Here is a 14,760-nt window from a genome sequence, read left to right as displayed (position 1 = left end):
TGCCCGGCAGGACCGGAAGACCGGCGGTCGCACGCCGATCTCGGCCAAGCTGGTGGCCAATATGATCACCCGCGCGGCGCCGACCGGGTCCTGACCATGGACCTGCACGCCGGCCAGATTCAGGGCTTCTTCGACATCCCGACCGACAACCTGGTCGCCACGCCGGTGCTGGCCCAGGACATCAAGGACCGCTACACGCGCGGCAATCTGATGATCGTCTCGCCCGACGTCGGCGGCGTGGTGCGCGCCCGTTCGCTGGCCGAGCGCCTGAACGTCGACCTGGCCATCGTCGACAAGCGCCGTCCCAAGGCGGGCGAGAGCGAGGTCATGAACATCATCGGCGACGTGGCGGGGCGCGAATGCATCCTGTTCGACGACATCGTCGATTCGGGCGGCACCCTGGTGAACGCCGCCAAGGCGCTGATCGAATAGGGCGCAACCGAAGTCTCGGCCTACATCAGCCACGGCGTGCTGTCGGGTCCGGCGGTCCAGCGCGTGGCCGACGGTCCGCTGAAGGAGCTGGTGATCACCGATTCGATCGAGCAGCCGGACGAGGTCCTGAACTGCTCCAAGATCCGCCGCGTGTCGGTCGCGCCGCTGATCGGCGAGGCCATCCGGCGCATCGCCAACGAGGAATCGGTGTCGAAACTCTTCGACTGATCGAGGGAACGTCCACGGTCTCGCCCCATTAGCGCCTGAGACTTCGACGCGGGGCGTCGTTTTCGAAGGAGAATTGATGGGTTCGCTCGTCCAGCGCCGCGGCCTCGCCGTGGCCGCACTCGCCGTCGCCGCCCTGCTGGCCGGCTGCGCATCGCAGAACGCCGCCGAGAAGGCCGCCGAAATCGAGGCCGCGCGGCAGGCGGCCGAACTGGCCGCGCGCACCCCGCCGCCGATCAGCCTGAACCAGAGCGTCGCCGAGGCCGCGTCCGTCTATGTCGCCTTCAGCCGCGAGATGGCCGCCATCGAGGGCGGCTTCCAGGACCCCGAGGCGATCCAGGCCGCGATCCGCCGCGGATCGGCCTATGACCCCGCCCAGCTGTCGCGCGGTCTGGTGGCCTACGCCTCGATCATCGCGCTGCAGTCGCCGGAGTTCGTGCAGGGGGTGCGCCAGTACGCCGTCGACCGCGCCACCCGCGAGCAGCTGGCCGCCAACCTCGCCGCCGATCCGCGCTGGGCCTTGAACCTGCCGGGCGCCGACGCCGCGGCGGGCCTGATCGTGACCACCCTGCGCGCTGACATCACCAGCCTGAACCGGGCCGCGGATTCGATCGAGAATGACGCCTACGCCATTCAGGCGGACTCCCGCCGCTCCTGGGCCGTCGCCCAGGTCGTGGGCCGTGACAGCCGGCTGGCGGACGCCAAGGCGCGCTCGACCCAGACCATGCTGCCCTCCGCGCCCGAGGCCGCCCGCCTGCTGGCCGCCGCGCACAGCGGGTCGGGACTGGGCGTCTCCGGCAACCGGCGGCGCGATCCGCCCTATCCGCCGGTCGTGGAGCGGGCCCTGGCCATCGCCGCCCTGGCGGCCCTGGGCGAGGCGGCGGACGCCGCGCGGACGGATCCGCTGCAGAACGATCCGGTCAGCCAGACCTGCCTGACGGAGTCCAAGCTGAACCTGTTCCAGTGCCTGGCGGCCTCCCGTCCCAGCTATGAGGACGTCTTCTGTCTCGGGCGGCACATCGTGCGGGACATCGCCACCTGCACGCGCGGCGCGGCCATGCCCGCCGGCTCCGTCATCGTATCGCCCCTGAGCGTCGCCGACCCGGAGCCGCCGCGCATCACCGTGTCGCCCCTGTCCGATCCGCCGGCCGCGCCCCCGGTCCGCACGCCCGCTCAGCCGGCCCCGACATCGACGCCGCAGACCGCCACCGAACGCCTCAATACAGGGCCGGGATAAACTCCCGAGCGAGGAGAATCATCTCCTTGTGATGGCGGACTTCCTGCAACGCTGGGATTAACGCTCGGCGAACCCTTTTCGCCGCGATATATGTGCCAGTCAGTCGTCTGCGCCCTGCCGGATGGGCGCCGTGGGTCGGGGTTTTTCATGTTCAAGGGTCAAATGCGCCGCGGGCTCGCGCTCGCCGCCGTCGCCGCCGCCGCCGTGCTTGCGGGTTGCGCCACCGACGAACCGGTCGCTCCCCCGCCTCCGCCCCCTCCGCCGCCCCCGCCGCCGGCCCTGTCGATGAACGAGGGCGTGGCCCAGGCCGCCTCCATCTATGTCTCGTTCATGCGCGACGTCGGCACCATTCCGCCCGGCGGCTTCACCGACGCGGAAGCCATCCAGGCCGCCATCCGCAAGGGCGCCGCCTATGAGCCGGCACAGCTGTCGCGCGGCATGATCGCCTACGGCTCGATCCTGGCGCTGCAGTCGCCCGAGTTTGTGCAGGGCGTGCGCACCTACGCCGTCGATCCCGCCGTCCGCCAGGAGCTGATCGCCCGCATCATCGCCGATCCGGCCACCGCCGCGACCCTGCCGGGCGCCGACGCCGCCGCAGGCCTGATCGTCAGCACCCTGAGCCGCGACGTCGCCGCCATGCTGGTCATCGCCGAGGGCGTCGAGGGCGACGCCTACACGATCCAGGAACGCCGCGACCCTCGCCGCCGCTGGGCCACCACCCACATTCCGAACCGCGAAGTCCGCCTGCAGAGCGCCAAGACCCTGTCGGCGGCCCAGATGCTGCCGTCGTCCGAAGAATCGGCCCGCCTGTTCGCCGCCGCCAACTCGGGCAGCGGCCTGGGCGTGACCACCAACCGCTCGGGCCCGCCCTACACCCCGGCGGTGGTCCGTTCGCTGGCCCTGGCCGCCCTGGCCGCCCTGGGCGCCGGCGGCGAGGATTCGCGCGCCAACACCGAGGCCATGACCGTCGACCAGAACAGCGAGTTCTGCCTCAACATGTCCAAACTGATGCTGTTCCAGTGCCTGGCGGCCTCGCGCCCCAGCTATGAGGACATGTTCTGCGTCGGCCGCCACATCGCCCGCGACCTGTCGACCTGCACCGCCCAGAACATCACGCCGATCCCGGCTGAGCTGACCCCGACCGCCGTCGCGGGGGCCGAAGGACCGGTCCAGTCGCCCGTCGCCGCGGAGGCCGCCGCGGCCTCCACCTCGGCCACGGCGGCGCTGAACAGCGGTCGTTGAGTCGATCAGGGCGCGACAGCGGTTGCGTCCTCCGGCGCTAGCGTGTAATAGCCCGCGCTCTTGAATTCGAGGGTTCATGACCCCCGCCGCGCGGGCCCCGGTTGGCGCGGCGTTTCTGTTTCTGTTGAGGCGAGCCAGATGGCCGAGATCATTCTGAACGTGGACGTCCGCGACGGCGTCGGCACCGGCGGCGCCCGCGCCGCCCGTCGCGCCGGCATGGTGCCCGGCATCCTGTACGGCGGCGACAAAGCCCCCGTCGCCATCTCGGTGAACGAGAAGGACTTCCGCAAGTCCCTCTACACCGGCAAGCTGCTGGGCCACCTGGTGACCCTGAAGTACGGCAAGGAAACCCAGCCGGTCATCGCCCGTGACGTGCAGTTCGACCCGGTGTCGGACCGCCCGCTGCACTTCGACCTGATGCGCGTCGATGAAAATCAGACCATCAAGATCGAAATCCAGGTCCGCTTCATCAACGAAGACCAGTGCGCGGCCTTCCGTCAGGGCGGCTCGCTGGAAATCGTCCGTCACTCGGTCGAAGTGAAGGTTCCGGCGAACCACATCCCGGAAGACCTGATCGTCGATCTGGCCGGCCACAAGCTGGGCGACACCATCCGTTGGTCGGACCTGAAGGTCCCCTCCGACGTCGAGCCGACCATCGCCGACCGCGACTTCGTGATCGCTTCGATCAAGACGTCGTCGGCCGCCATCTCGGCCGCCGCTGACGAAGCCCACGACGCCGAAGTCGCCGCCGAGGCCGAAGTTGAAGCGACCGAGCAATCGGGCGACGCCGCTGAAGGCGAAAAGACCGAAGGCTGATCGCCCTTCGATCGACTGTTTCTGGAGCGGCCCCTTCCGGTTACGGATGGGGCCGTTTCCTTGTCTGGACCTGAGCCATGATCATCGTCGCCGGCCTGGGCAACCCGGGCCCGAAATACGAGAAGAATCGCCACAACATCGGCTTCATGGCCGCCGACGAAATCGCGCGCCGCTGGTCGTTCGGTCCCGAGCGGGCCAAATTCCAGTCGGTGATACGCGAAGGCGAGGTCGCCACCGCCGCCGGGCCGGTGAAGGTGCTTCTGATGAAGCCCCAGACCTATATGAACGAAAGCGGCCGGGCCGTCGGCGAGGCCGCGCGCTTCTACAAGATCAAGCCCGGCGAGGTCATCGTCTTCCATGACGAGATCGACCTGGCGCCGGGCCGTTTCCGCATGAAGACCGGCGGCGGGGCGGCGGGCCAGAACGGCGTGCGCAGCCTGATCAGCCACCTGGGCGCCGACTTCCGCCGCGCCCGCATGGGGGTGGGCCACCCGGGCGAGAGCCACCTGGTCATGCCGCATGTGCTGGGCGACTTCGCCAAGGCCGACCAGCCGTGGCTGGAAGCCATGCTGAACGCCTGCGCCGACGCCCTGCCCTTCGCCCTGGCCGGCGACGACGAACGCTATCAGGGCGAGGTCATGCGCCTGGCCCCCGCCCCCAAATTCAGCCCGCGCCAGACGGCGCAAAAGGGCGAATAGCCGCGCTTCCCGTCGGCCGTCTTCACGGCTATGGACCGCGCGTGACCCGTCCGCAGACCGAATCCTGGTCGATCTGGCGTTCGCTGGCCCTGATGGCCGCGACGTTCGCCATCGTGCTCGGTTCCCTGCTGCCCTACGCCGCCATGGCGGCGGCGCGGCCGGGCGAGACGCTGGTGCTCTGCTCCAGCGACGGGCCGCAGACGATCAGCGTCGGCGCCGACGGCCGGCCGGACCGCTCGGTCCCGCCGCCGAAATGCGCCGCCTGCGTCATGGCCGTCGCCGCGGTCCTGCCGACACCGCCGGCGCCCCAGCCCTGCGCCACGCCCGCCGTCACCCCGGCGTCCACCTTCACGGCCCTGATCGCCAGCCCGCCGCCCCCCGCGCGCGCGCCGCCGCGACCGCCCTCGACCGCCCCTCCCCTCGCCTGAAGCAGACCCGGCGCTGACCCGCGCCTGACCCCGCACGCCGTCCGGCGGCGCGGGCCTTTCTCTGTTTCAGGATCGAATTCCCATGTCCCTTCGGACCACTGCGGCGCCCTGCGCCCTGCTGCTCGCTGCCCTCGCCGCGCCCGCCTTCGCCCATGCCTCCGAGCCCGCCGCCGGGCCGGAAGACCCCACCACCCTCGACACCGTCATCGTCACCGCCCGACGCAATCCCGAAGACCCCGCCGTGGTGGCCGAGGCCCGTGATCGCCTGTCGCGCACGCCCGGCGCCGTGGCCGTGGTCTCGGCCGAGAGCTACGCCAACCGCTTCGCCCAGACCTTCGCCGACACCCTGCGCAACGTGCCCGGCGTGCTGGCGCAGAAGCGCTATGGCGAGGAGGCCCGCCTGTCGATCCGGGGCTCGGGCCTCGCCCAGGGCTTTCACCAGCGCGGCGTGCTGTTCGCCCAGGACGGCGTGCCCTTCGCGGACGCCGACGGCTTCTCCGACTTCCAGGGCGTGGATCCGCTGAGCGCCCGCTACATCGAGATCTACAAGGGGGCCAACACCCTGCGCTTCGGCGGAGCCCAGCTGGGCGGGGCGATCAACCAGATCACGCCGACCGGCCGCACCGCCGTGGACGACACCGTGCTGCAGCTGGAAGGCGGGTCGTTCGGCAGCCTGAGGGGCAGCGTGCAGCTGGCCCGCACATCCGGCGACTGGGACGTGTTCGCGGCCGTTTCGGCGATGGAATCGGACGGCTACCGCGATCACAGCGAACAGAGCCAGGCCCGCCTGACCCTGAACGTCGGCCGGACGTTCGGCGAGGACCGGGAGGTGCGGCTGATCTATCAGGCGGCCGACATCAAGCAGGACATCCCGGGGTCGCTGTCGCTCGCCGACGCCCTGACCCGCCCCGAAATGGCCAACCCCGGCGCGATCAGCGGCGATCAGGCCCGCGACCTGACGCTGAAGCGGCTGACGTTGCAGACCCGCTGGCGGCTAAACGATTCGACCGTGTTCGAAGGCGCTGTCTGGGGTTGGGAAAAGGAACTGTGGCACCCGATCTTCCAGGTGCTGAACACCAATAGCGAGACCGTCGGCCTGTTCGGACGCTTCGACTGGACCGGTCAGGTGGGCGGCCTGCGCGCCGACCTGTTCTATGGCCTGAGCTATCGCGATGGTCAGATCGAGAGCCAGCGCTACCTCAACATCGGCGGCCAAGCGGGCGCCCTGACCGCCGACAACCTGCAGAAGGCGACGGGACTGGACGTCTTCGCCGAAGGCCGGCTGTTCGTGACCGACCGGCTGGCGCTGGTGGCGGGCGGCTCGTTCGGCCGGGCCACGCGCGACTACTCGGATCGCGTCAACGCCGCCAACAACGACGACATCGACTACGAATGGTTCTCGCCTCGCCTGGGCCTGCTGTGGGAGACCGAGGACGGCGCTCAGGTGTTCGCCAATGTGACCCGGTCGGTCGAGCCTCCGACCTATGGCGCGCTCGTTCAGGCGCCGCTCGTCGGCTTCACGCCGGTGAAGGTGCAGGACGCCTGGACCGCCGAGATCGGCACGCGCGGCCGTCATGGCGCCCTGGCCTGGGACGTGACCGTCTACCGCAGCGAGATCGAAGGCGAACTGCTGAACTTCATCACCGGCCCTGGTATTCCGGCTGCGACCTTTAACGCCGGCGAGACCGTGCACCAGGGGATCGAGGCCGGACTGGACTGGCGCCTGCCGACCGGGCCGGCGCAGGGTTCGCTGCTGCTGCGCCAGACCTATGCCTGGAACGACTTCCGCTTCGTCGATGACCCGCGCTGGGGCGACAACCGCCTGCCGGTCGCGCCGGAACACGCCTATCGGGCCGAGCTGGCCTGGCGGCATCCGTCGGGCCTGTCGCTGACTCCGTCGGTCGAATGGCGGATCAGCGACGCCTGGGTCGACTACGCCAATACGATGAAGGCGCCCGGCTACACCCTGCTGGGGCTGAACGCGAGCTGGGACGTCAAGGACGGGCTGACCGCATTCGTGGACGCCCGCAACCTCACGGACGAGCGGCACGTGAACGAGTTCTCGGCCATCACCGACGCCCGCACCGCCTCGACCGTCGTGTTCAATCCCGGCGAGGGTCGCGCGCTCTTCGTCGGCCTGCGTTTGGCCCTCTGAGTGCGATCGGTGGAGGCGGCTTCGGCGGCCTCCACCGACCACAGGAGCTTCGATGATGACCGAGATTCAAACACCGGCCCCGCCCCCCGCCACGCCCCTGTCCGGCGCCTACCACGCCGTCTGGCGCTGGCATTTCTATGCGGGCGTGCTGGTCATGCCCTTCCTCATGCTGTTGGCCCTCACCGGCGGCCTTTATCTGTTCAAGGACGAGATCGACGGAGCCGTCTATCGGCGCATGGCCGAGGTCACCCCCGCCGCGGCCCGCGCCGCGCCGGACGCCTGGCTGGCCGCCGCCGCGGTCGCCGGTGAAGGGCGGGCGGCCAACATCCTGATGCCCGCGCGGCCCGATCAGGCGGTCCGTGTCCGCGTCGATCAGGCCGATGGAACCCAAAGGACGGTCTTCGTCGATCCCTACAACGCCCAGGTCACCGGCGTGACCGCGTACGGCGGCGTCATGGAGACCATAAAGAGCCTGCATTCCCTCAGCCTGTTCGGGACCGGGATGAACATCCTGGTGGAGATCGTCGCCGGTTGGGCCATCGTGCTGTTCGCCACCGGTCTGTACCTGTGGTGGCCGCGCGGACGCAGGGTGGCCACCGTTGTCCTTACAGCGACGGACGCCCGACGCCGTCCCTTCTGGCGAGACCTGCACGCCCTGATCGGCTTCTATGTCGGCGGGGTCATCCTGTTCCTGGCGGTGACCGGCATGCCCTGGTCCGCTGTCTGGGGCGACCGCTTCCTGAACATCGTGCGTGAGAGCGGACTGGGCCGTCCCGCCGCGCCAGCCGCAGCCAGCGCCTGGAGCCACGCCAAGCCCCACGACACGCCCACCGGCGTAGGCTGGACCATGGAGCACGCGGTCCTGCACGGCCAAGTCGCCCATGACCCCAGTCTGGCGCGCGTGCTGTCGGTGGCGCAGTCAAACGAGCTGCCCCTGCCCTACACCGTCAACATCCCGGCCACCCCGGACCTCGCCTGGACGGTGGCGCGTCAGACCCACAAGGCCGAGGAGGCTCGCACCCTTTACGTCGACGGCCAGACCGGCGCCGTGAAGGCCGACATCCGTTGGAGCCAGTTCGGCGTGGGGGCCAAGGCGTTCGAATGGGGCATCGCGGTCCATCAGGGGCTGCAGTACGGCCAGCTCAACCGGATCATCATGCTGGCGGGCTGCATCGGGGTCTGGCTGCTGGCCGTCAGCGGCCTGATGATGTGGTGGAAGCGCCGCCCGCCGCGCCTGTCGCGAGGCCTGATCGGCGCGCCCCCGGTCCCGGACGGCCCGCGCCTGCGCGTCGCGGTTCTCGCCATCGTTCTCCCGCTTTGCCTTCTCTATCCCCTGACCGGAGCCAGCCTGATCGTCGCCCTGGCGACCGACCGGTTGATCCGCAGCCTTTTCCGTTCCAGACCTGCCGCCGCCTGAGAGACATCCGACCCATGAACCGTACCCTGATCCCCATCGCCGCCTTCGCCCTGCTGGCCGCCTGTTCGAACGAGCCCAAGCCTGTCCCGGCGGGTGAACAGAGCGCCGTCGCCGTGACCGACGCCGTCTGCCGCCCGACGCCCGCCGGCCGCAAGATGACCGGCTGCTACCTGACCCTCACCGCCGGGGCCGACGACCGGCTGCTCAGCATCGCCACCCCCGTCGCCGGGCGCGTGGAGATCCACGAGAGCAAGATCGAAAGCAATATGATGATGATGCGCGAGCTGAAGGAGGGCCTGCCCCTCCCGGCCCGGCAGGTGGTCGAGCTGAAGCCCGGCGGCAACCACATCATGCTGCTGGCCGTCGAAAACCCCCTCGTCGCGGGCCAGACCGTGCCCCTGACCCTGACTTTCGCCTCGGCCCCTCCGGTCGTGGTGCAGGCCGCCGTCGGTCAGCCGAAGACCACAGAGGACGACGTCTACGCCGCCCACTAGAGCCGTTCGACGAGCGCGAGCCTGACAAACGGGACTGAACCCGCTAAAGGCTCGCGCTCATTGAAAGCTGCTGAGACCCATGGCCCTTAAAGTCGCGATCGTCGGCCTGCCCAACGTCGGCAAGTCCACCCTGTTCAACGCCCTGACCAAGACGGCGGCGGCCCAGGCGGCCAACTATCCGTTCTGCACCATCGAGCCGAACACCGGCGACGTGGCCGTGCCCGAGCCGCGCCTGGAGGCCTTGGCCGCCATCGCCGGGTCGAAAGAGATCATCCCGTCGCGGATCACCTTCGTGGACATCGCCGGCCTGGTGCGCGGCGCGTCCAAGGGCGAGGGCCTGGGCAACCAGTTCCTGGCCAACATTCGGGATTGTGACGCCGTGGCCTTCGTGGCGCGCTGTTTCATCGACGACGACATCACCCACGTCGAAAACCGCATCGACCCGATCTCGGACCTCGACATCATCGAGACCGAACTGATGCTGGCCGACCTCGAAAGCCTCGAGAAGCGGGTCGTCAACGTCGAGAAGAAGGCCAAGGGCGGCGACAAGGACTCCCAGCAGACCCTGCGCCTGATCAACATGGCGCTGGACCCCCTGCGCGCCGGCAAGCCCGCCCGCGTCGTCAAGGTCGACAAGGAGGACGAGAAGGCCTGGCACATGCTGCAGCTGCTGACCTCCCTGCCCGCCCTGTACGTCTCCAACGTCGACGAAGGCTCGGCCGACAAGGGCAATGAGCTGTCCGACCTGGTCGCCAAGCGCGCCGCCGAGGACAACGCCAACGCCGTCGTCATCTCGGCCAAGATCGATTCCGAACTGGCCGTCCTCGACCCCGAGGAGCAGGCCGAGTTTCTGGAAAGCCTGGGCTTGGCCGAGCCGGGCCTGAACCGCCTGATCCGCGAGGCCTACAAGCTGCTGGGCCTGCAGTCCTACTTCACCGTCGGTCCCAAGGAAGCCCGCGCCTGGACGATCCACGTCGGCGACACCGCCCCGCAGGCCGCCGGCGTGATCCACACCGACTTCGAAAAGGGCTTCATCCGCGCCGAGACCATCGCCTACGAGGACTTCGTCGCGCTGAAGGGCGAAGCCAAGGCCCGCGAGGCCGGCAAGCTGCGGGCGGAAGGCAAGGCCTATGTCGTCAAGGACGGCGACGTGATGAACTTCCTGTTCAACTGATCAGCCGGCCGGCTGGCCTTCGTCGACGACGGGGGCCGCCGGACAGCGCCTGAGCAACAGCACCGCCTCGTTCCGGTTCAGCCAGGTCAGGCGCAGCACATCGTCCTGCACCGACAGGCGCACGCGCTCGCGCGAGGCCCCGCCCTCGGCCTGACAGGCCAGGGTGACCTCGTAGCCGTCCACCACCTGCTCCAGCGAGGTGATGGCGCAACTGTTCTCATAGCCTTCGAACCGCAGCGGCGTGAGGATGACGGGCTGGTGTGCGCCGCCGGTGTTGGCGCACCAGGCCAGGTTCCCGGCCCAGCGGCCGACGAAGCTGGCCGGTCCGGCTCCAGGCATGACCGTGCCGACCCCGGGCGGCTTCGGGGCGGGCGGAGCGGCCTCGGGCGTGGCGATCGGCGCGGCCGGTTCGGTGGGTGGATTGACGGTCTGGCGATCACAGGCGGCGATCAGCAGGACGGCGGCGAAGGCCGGGATCAGAGCTCGGGTCATGACGGAAGAACGCCGTGCGCCCACAGGGGCTCCCCGCTCGCCCTGATCACGAATTCGCGGTCACGCTTGCATCCCACGCAGGTTTTTGCGACCGGTTCGCCAGTGTTGAGAACAAGGGGTGTCCCGCATGGCTCAGAACACCAATCCCTGGAGCAAGGCCGTCGATCCGCTGGCCCTGGATATCGCCGCGGTGCTCAAGCGCATGGGCGGTTCGGCTCACCAGCAGGACGTGGTCCAGTGCGTGGCCGCCATGAAGCGACAGCGCGGCGAGACCGTCGCCCAGGACCTGGCCTCCAAGATCGTCGAGGCGTTCGAACGCTACCGCGACCTCTTCTTCCGTCCGTTCGGCGAAGGCTCGATGCGCTGGGCCCTGCAGCCCGGCGTCGCCTGACCCCGGTTCAGGACCACGAAAAAGGCCCGCCGGGAGACCGGCGGGCCTTTCGTCTTTTCAGGACCTAGTCGTCTTAGAAGCGACGAACGTAGCCGAGGCCCCAGGTGTCGGCTTCGATGCCGTCACGGCCGCGGAAGTCCCGACGGGTCCAGTCGGCGCGGACGCCGTTCTGGCCGTCGAAGAAGTAGTTGGCGCCGGCGCCGTAGTTGACGCTCTCGGTGCTGTTCGACCCCGAGAGGCCGGCTGCCGAGGTCTTCAGTTCGGTGGTGCCGTAGCCGAGACGGCCGAAGAGCTCGAAATTCTCGGTCACCGGCAGGGTCGCCACGCCATAGGCGGCGGCGTCATAGCGGTGCTCGACCTTGCCCGGGATGGCGCCGAAGTTGACGTCGTCATCCTTGACGCCGACCGACAGCTCGGCCTCGGCCCCGAAGTAGCGGTTCAGCTTGGCGCCGCCGCGCGCGGTGATCGCGCCCAGGGTCGCGCCGTCGGCGTCGATGCCCGTGTAACCGATCGACCCTTGATACTGAGGATTCGAAATGCTTTGCGCCATAGCGGGCGCCGAAATCAGAGTAAGAGCAGCGGTTGCGAGAAGAACGTTACGCATAGTTTATGTATCCTCTAGATGCGGTGACTTCTGCGGTCACCGGCCCCATCCAGCGAGGATACAAATGGGATCAGAACGGTCGAGTTCCAGATCGCAGACGCGACTTGCCAACGACTGTGGACCAACAGGCACAGACGTCGTTCTACTAAAAATGACTAAATATTGGCGATTCCAAGGACGCCGAGCCACATCAGCAGGACGGCAACCGTTGCGACGGCCAGCCGCCCCAGCCGGCCGATCGCCGAGGCGCGGAAGCTGGACGCAAGACAGATCAAGGCCACCGGCGTGCCGATCAATCCTCAAGCCAGTCCATCTATCGCTGTCTCGGCATTGCCGGTCTCAGCCACCCGAATGCGATAGCCGACCACAGGCGCGACAACCGCAGCCGCGAAGAGCAAGGCCCCTGACGATCCAGGCCTTGGCTACGGCCCAGCGTTACCGGTCTTTTTCGCGCTCGGTCCCCGCACGGGCGTGCAGGGCGGCTTGCGCCGCGGCCAGCCGGGCGATCGGCACGCGATAGGGCGAGCAGCTGACGTAGTTCAGGCCGACCTCCTCGCAGAAGGCGATCGAGGACGGGTCGCCGCCGTGTTCGCCGCAGATGCCCATCTTGATGTCGGGCCGGACCGCCCCGCCCCGCTCGGCGGCGATGCGGATCAGGTCGCCGACGCCCTCCTGATCCAGGCGGACGAAGGGATCGGTCTCGAAGATGCCCTTGTCCATATAGGCCTGCAGGAAGCGGCCGGAGTCGTCGCGGCTGATGCCGAACGTGGTCTGGGTCAGGTCGTTGGTGCCGAAGCTGAAGAACTGGGCGTGCTCGGCCAGGTCGCCGGCGCGCAGCGCGGCGCGCGGCAGTTCGATCATGGTGCCGACCAGGTATTCGACCGTGTTCCCGGCTTCGGCGAAGACCGCCTGGGCCGTGCGGTCGGTCAGCTCGCGCAGGTATTTCATCTCCAGCCCGAGGGCGACCAGCGGGTGCATGATCTCCGGAATGGGGGCCACGCCCGAGCTCTTCTTCACCTCCAGCGCGGCCTCGATGACCGCCCGGACCTGCATCTCATAGATCTCGGGATAGGCGACCCCGAGGCGGCAGCCGCGGTGGCCCAGCATCGGATTGGTCTCGTGCAGCTCCTTGGCGCGGCGCTTCAGCTTGGCGGCGTCCAGGCCCGATCCGGCGGCCAGGGCGTCGATGTCCTCGTCGGTGTGCGGGATGAACTCGTGCAGCGGCGGGTCCAGAAGACGGACCGTCACTGGCAGCCCCGACATGATCTCGAACAGCTCGACGAAGTCGGCCTTCTGGAACGGCGCGATCTTGGCCAGCGCCAGGCGGCGTCCGGCCTCGTCGTCGGCCAGGATCATCTCGCGCACGGCGGCGATCCGGGTGTCGTCGAAGAACATGTGCTCGGTCCGGCACAGGCCGATGCCCTCGGCGCCGAAGCCGCGCGCGGTGCGGGCGTCCAGCGGGGTCTCGGCGTTGGCGCGGACCCGCAGGCGGCGGACCTTGTCGGCCCAGGCCATCAGGGTCTGGAAATCGCCCGTCAGCTCCGGCTCGATCATCGCGACAGCGCCCTCGAGCACCTCGCCCTTCGAGCCGTCGATGGTGATGATGTCGCCCGCCTTGAAGGTGCGGCCCCGGGCCGTGAAGGTCCCGGCCTTGTCGTTGATCGACAGCTCGTTGATGCCGCAGACGCAGGGACGGCCCATGCCGCGCGCGACCACCGCCGCGTGGCTGGTCATGCCGCCGCGCGCCGTGACGATGCCCCGGGCGGCGTGCATGCCGTGGATGTCCTCGGGGCTGGTTTCCTCGCGCACCAGGATGACCGCGTCGCCCAGCTGGGCCAGGCGTTCGGCCTCGTCGGCGTCGAAGACGATCTTGCCCGTGGCCGCGCCCGGCGAGGCGGGCAGGCCGGCGGCGATCACCTTGCGCTCGGCGTTGGGATCCAGGGTCGGGTGCAGCAGCTGGTCCAGGGCGGCGGGCTCGACCCGCGACACGGCCTCTTCCTGCGAGATCACGCCTTCGCTGGCCAGATCGACGGCGATCTTCAGCGCCGACTTGGCCGTGCGCTTGCCGTTGCGGGTCTGCAGCATCCACAGACGGCCCTGCTCGACCGTGAACTCGATGTCCTGCATGTCGCGGTAGTGGCTCTCCAGCCGCCCGACGACCTCGACGAACTGGCCGAAGACGACCGGCATGGCCTCTTCCATCGACAGCGCCGTCTCGCCCATCTCCTCGCGACCTGCCTTGGTCAGCGACTGCGGCGTGCGGATGCCGGCGACCACGTCCTCGCCTTGAGCATTGATCAGGAACTCGCCGTACAACCGGGCTTCACCGGTCGAGGGGTTGCGGGTGAAGGCCACGCCCGTCGCCGAGGTCTCGCCCATATTGCCGAACACCATCGACTGGATGTTCACCGCCGTGCCCCAGCTTTCGGGGATGTCGTGCATGCGGCGATAGAATTTGGCCCGGTCGTTCATCCAGCTGGCGAAGACGGCGCCGACGGCGCCCCACAGCTGGTCGTGCGGGTCCTGCGGGAAGGGCTGGCCCAGTTCGCGCTCGACCACAGCCTTGTAGTCGGCGACCACCTTCTCCCAGTCCTTGGCCGTCAGGTCGGTGTCGACCGTGACGCCCAGGCGATCCTTGTGATCGTCCAGCACGCCCTCGAAATCGTCATGGCCGAGGCCCAGCACCACGTTGGAATACATGGTGATGAAGCGACGGTAGCTGTCGAAGGCGAAGCGGCGGTCGCCGCTCAGCGCGGCCAGTCCCTCGACCGTCTCGTCGTTGAGGCCGAGGTTCAGGACCGTGTCCATCATCCCCGGCATCGAGACGCGGGCGCCGGAGCGGACCGAGACCAGCAGCGGGTTCTTCGCGTCCCCGAAGGTCTTGCCGACGATGCCCTCGACCTTGGCAAGCCCGGCCTTCACCTGGGCGGCGAGGTCGGCGGGATACGATTGCCC

14 protein-coding genes and 1 pseudogene are annotated in these 14,760 nt (G+C 69.0%); 11 read left to right on the top strand and 4 right to left on the bottom strand.

What is annotated here, in order from left to right; genetic code table 11:
• The 10 genes and pseudogenes from Q0C81_RS06535 to ychF form a co-directional block, all read left to right on the top strand.
• Positions 1-660, top strand: a pseudogene (locus tag Q0C81_RS06535) (ribose-phosphate pyrophosphokinase); the annotation flags it as partial.
• A gap of 76 nt (positions 661-736) precedes the next feature.
• Positions 737-1,894 (top strand): hypothetical protein, encoded by a 1,158-nt coding sequence (locus Q0C81_RS06530; protein WP_291835282.1) that lies wholly within the window; start codon positions 737-739, stop codon positions 1,892-1,894.
• 162 nt (positions 1,895-2,056) lie between these two features.
• Positions 2,057-3,136 (top strand): hypothetical protein, encoded by a 1,080-nt coding sequence (locus Q0C81_RS06525; protein WP_291835279.1) that lies wholly within the window; start codon positions 2,057-2,059, stop codon positions 3,134-3,136.
• A gap of 138 nt (positions 3,137-3,274) precedes the next feature.
• Positions 3,275-3,952, top strand: coding sequence for a 50S ribosomal protein L25/general stress protein Ctc (locus tag Q0C81_RS06520; protein ID WP_291835277.1), 678 nt, complete (start codon positions 3,275-3,277; stop codon positions 3,950-3,952).
• Positions 3,953-4,029: 77 nt separating this feature from the next.
• Complete coding sequence (pth, locus tag Q0C81_RS06515; RefSeq protein ID WP_291835274.1) at positions 4,030-4,650, top strand: aminoacyl-tRNA hydrolase; 621 nt, start codon at positions 4,030-4,032, stop codon at positions 4,648-4,650.
• A 41-nt stretch (positions 4,651-4,691) separates the two neighbouring features.
• On the top strand, positions 4,692-5,078 hold the full coding sequence (locus Q0C81_RS06510) for a hypothetical protein (protein WP_291835271.1): 387 nt from the start codon (positions 4,692-4,694) through the stop codon (positions 5,076-5,078).
• An 82-nt stretch (positions 5,079-5,160) separates the two neighbouring features.
• Positions 5,161-7,233, top strand: a complete 2,073-nt coding sequence (locus tag Q0C81_RS06505) for a TonB-dependent receptor (protein ID WP_291835269.1) — start codon at positions 5,161-5,163, stop codon at positions 7,231-7,233.
• Positions 7,234-7,288: 55 nt separating this feature from the next.
• Complete coding sequence (locus Q0C81_RS06500) at positions 7,289-8,650, top strand: PepSY domain-containing protein (protein WP_291835267.1); 1,362 nt, start codon at positions 7,289-7,291, stop codon at positions 8,648-8,650.
• A gap of 14 nt (positions 8,651-8,664) precedes the next feature.
• Positions 8,665-9,144, top strand: coding sequence for a copper chaperone PCu(A)C (locus tag Q0C81_RS06495; RefSeq protein WP_291835264.1), 480 nt, complete (start codon positions 8,665-8,667; stop codon positions 9,142-9,144).
• A 79-nt stretch (positions 9,145-9,223) separates the two neighbouring features.
• The gene (gene ychF / locus Q0C81_RS06490; RefSeq protein ID WP_291835261.1) at positions 9,224-10,318 is read left to right on the top strand and encodes a redox-regulated ATPase YchF; all 1,095 of its coding nucleotides are present in this window, start codon (positions 9,224-9,226) and stop codon (positions 10,316-10,318) included.
• On the opposite strand, the gene Q0C81_RS06485 is transcribed toward ychF, so the two are convergent.
• Positions 10,319-10,810 (bottom strand): hypothetical protein, encoded by a 492-nt coding sequence (locus tag Q0C81_RS06485; RefSeq protein ID WP_291835258.1) that lies wholly within the window; start codon positions 10,808-10,810, stop codon positions 10,319-10,321.
• 127 nt (positions 10,811-10,937) lie between these two features.
• Between Q0C81_RS06485 and Q0C81_RS06480 the strand changes: the two genes are divergently transcribed.
• Positions 10,938-11,201 carry a hypothetical protein gene (locus tag Q0C81_RS06480; RefSeq protein WP_291835285.1) on the top strand — a complete coding sequence of 88 codons (264 nt, stop codon included), beginning with the start codon at positions 10,938-10,940 and terminating at the stop codon, positions 11,199-11,201.
• A 73-nt stretch (positions 11,202-11,274) separates the two neighbouring features.
• Here Q0C81_RS06480 and Q0C81_RS06475 read toward each other — a convergent pair whose 3' ends face one another.
• The 3 genes from Q0C81_RS06475 to ppdK all read right to left on the bottom strand — a co-directional run.
• Positions 11,275-11,751: a porin family protein gene (locus tag Q0C81_RS06475; protein ID WP_291835255.1), complete on the bottom strand. Its 477-nt coding sequence runs from the start codon at positions 11,749-11,751 to the stop codon at positions 11,275-11,277.
• Positions 11,752-11,960: 209 nt separating this feature from the next.
• Positions 11,961-12,101, bottom strand: a complete 141-nt coding sequence (locus tag Q0C81_RS06470) for a hypothetical protein (protein ID WP_291835252.1) — start codon at positions 12,099-12,101, stop codon at positions 11,961-11,963.
• Positions 12,102-12,240: 139 nt separating this feature from the next.
• The coding region (ppdK, locus tag Q0C81_RS06465) for a pyruvate, phosphate dikinase (RefSeq protein WP_291835250.1) at positions 12,241-14,760 on the bottom strand (2,520 nt) is incomplete at its 5' end.

The sequence above is a fragment of the Brevundimonas sp. genome (assembly GCF_023259385.1).
Lineage (GTDB): Bacteria > Pseudomonadota > Alphaproteobacteria > Caulobacterales > Caulobacteraceae > Brevundimonas.
This window is presented reverse-complemented; position numbering and strand designations above follow the sequence as displayed.

What these genes read in the sequence shown, in the direction of transcription:
- ychF (WP_291835261.1), top strand. Translation starts at nt 9,224, where the DNA reads ATGGCCCTTAAAGTCGCGATCGTCGGCCTGCCCAACGTCGGCAAGTCC.
- Q0C81_RS06475 (WP_291835255.1), bottom strand. Translation starts at nt 11,751, where the DNA reads ATGGCGCAAAGCATTTCGAATCCTCAGTATCAAGGGTCGATCGGTTAC.
- Q0C81_RS06495 (WP_291835264.1), top strand. Translation starts at nt 8,665, where the DNA reads ATGAACCGTACCCTGATCCCCATCGCCGCCTTCGCCCTGCTGGCCGCC.
- Q0C81_RS06520 (WP_291835277.1), top strand. Translation starts at nt 3,275, where the DNA reads ATGGCCGAGATCATTCTGAACGTGGACGTCCGCGACGGCGTCGGCACC.
- Q0C81_RS06485 (WP_291835258.1), bottom strand. Translation starts at nt 10,810, where the DNA reads ATGACCCGAGCTCTGATCCCGGCCTTCGCCGCCGTCCTGCTGATCGCC.
- Q0C81_RS06525 (WP_291835279.1), top strand. Translation starts at nt 2,057, where the DNA reads ATGCGCCGCGGGCTCGCGCTCGCCGCCGTCGCCGCCGCCGCCGTGCTT.
- Q0C81_RS06505 (WP_291835269.1), top strand. Translation starts at nt 5,161, where the DNA reads ATGTCCCTTCGGACCACTGCGGCGCCCTGCGCCCTGCTGCTCGCTGCC.
- pth (WP_291835274.1), top strand. Translation starts at nt 4,030, where the DNA reads ATGATCATCGTCGCCGGCCTGGGCAACCCGGGCCCGAAATACGAGAAG.
- Q0C81_RS06480 (WP_291835285.1), top strand. Translation starts at nt 10,938, where the DNA reads ATGGCTCAGAACACCAATCCCTGGAGCAAGGCCGTCGATCCGCTGGCC.
- Q0C81_RS06530 (WP_291835282.1), top strand. Translation starts at nt 737, where the DNA reads ATGGGTTCGCTCGTCCAGCGCCGCGGCCTCGCCGTGGCCGCACTCGCC.
- Q0C81_RS06500 (WP_291835267.1), top strand. Translation starts at nt 7,289, where the DNA reads ATGACCGAGATTCAAACACCGGCCCCGCCCCCCGCCACGCCCCTGTCC.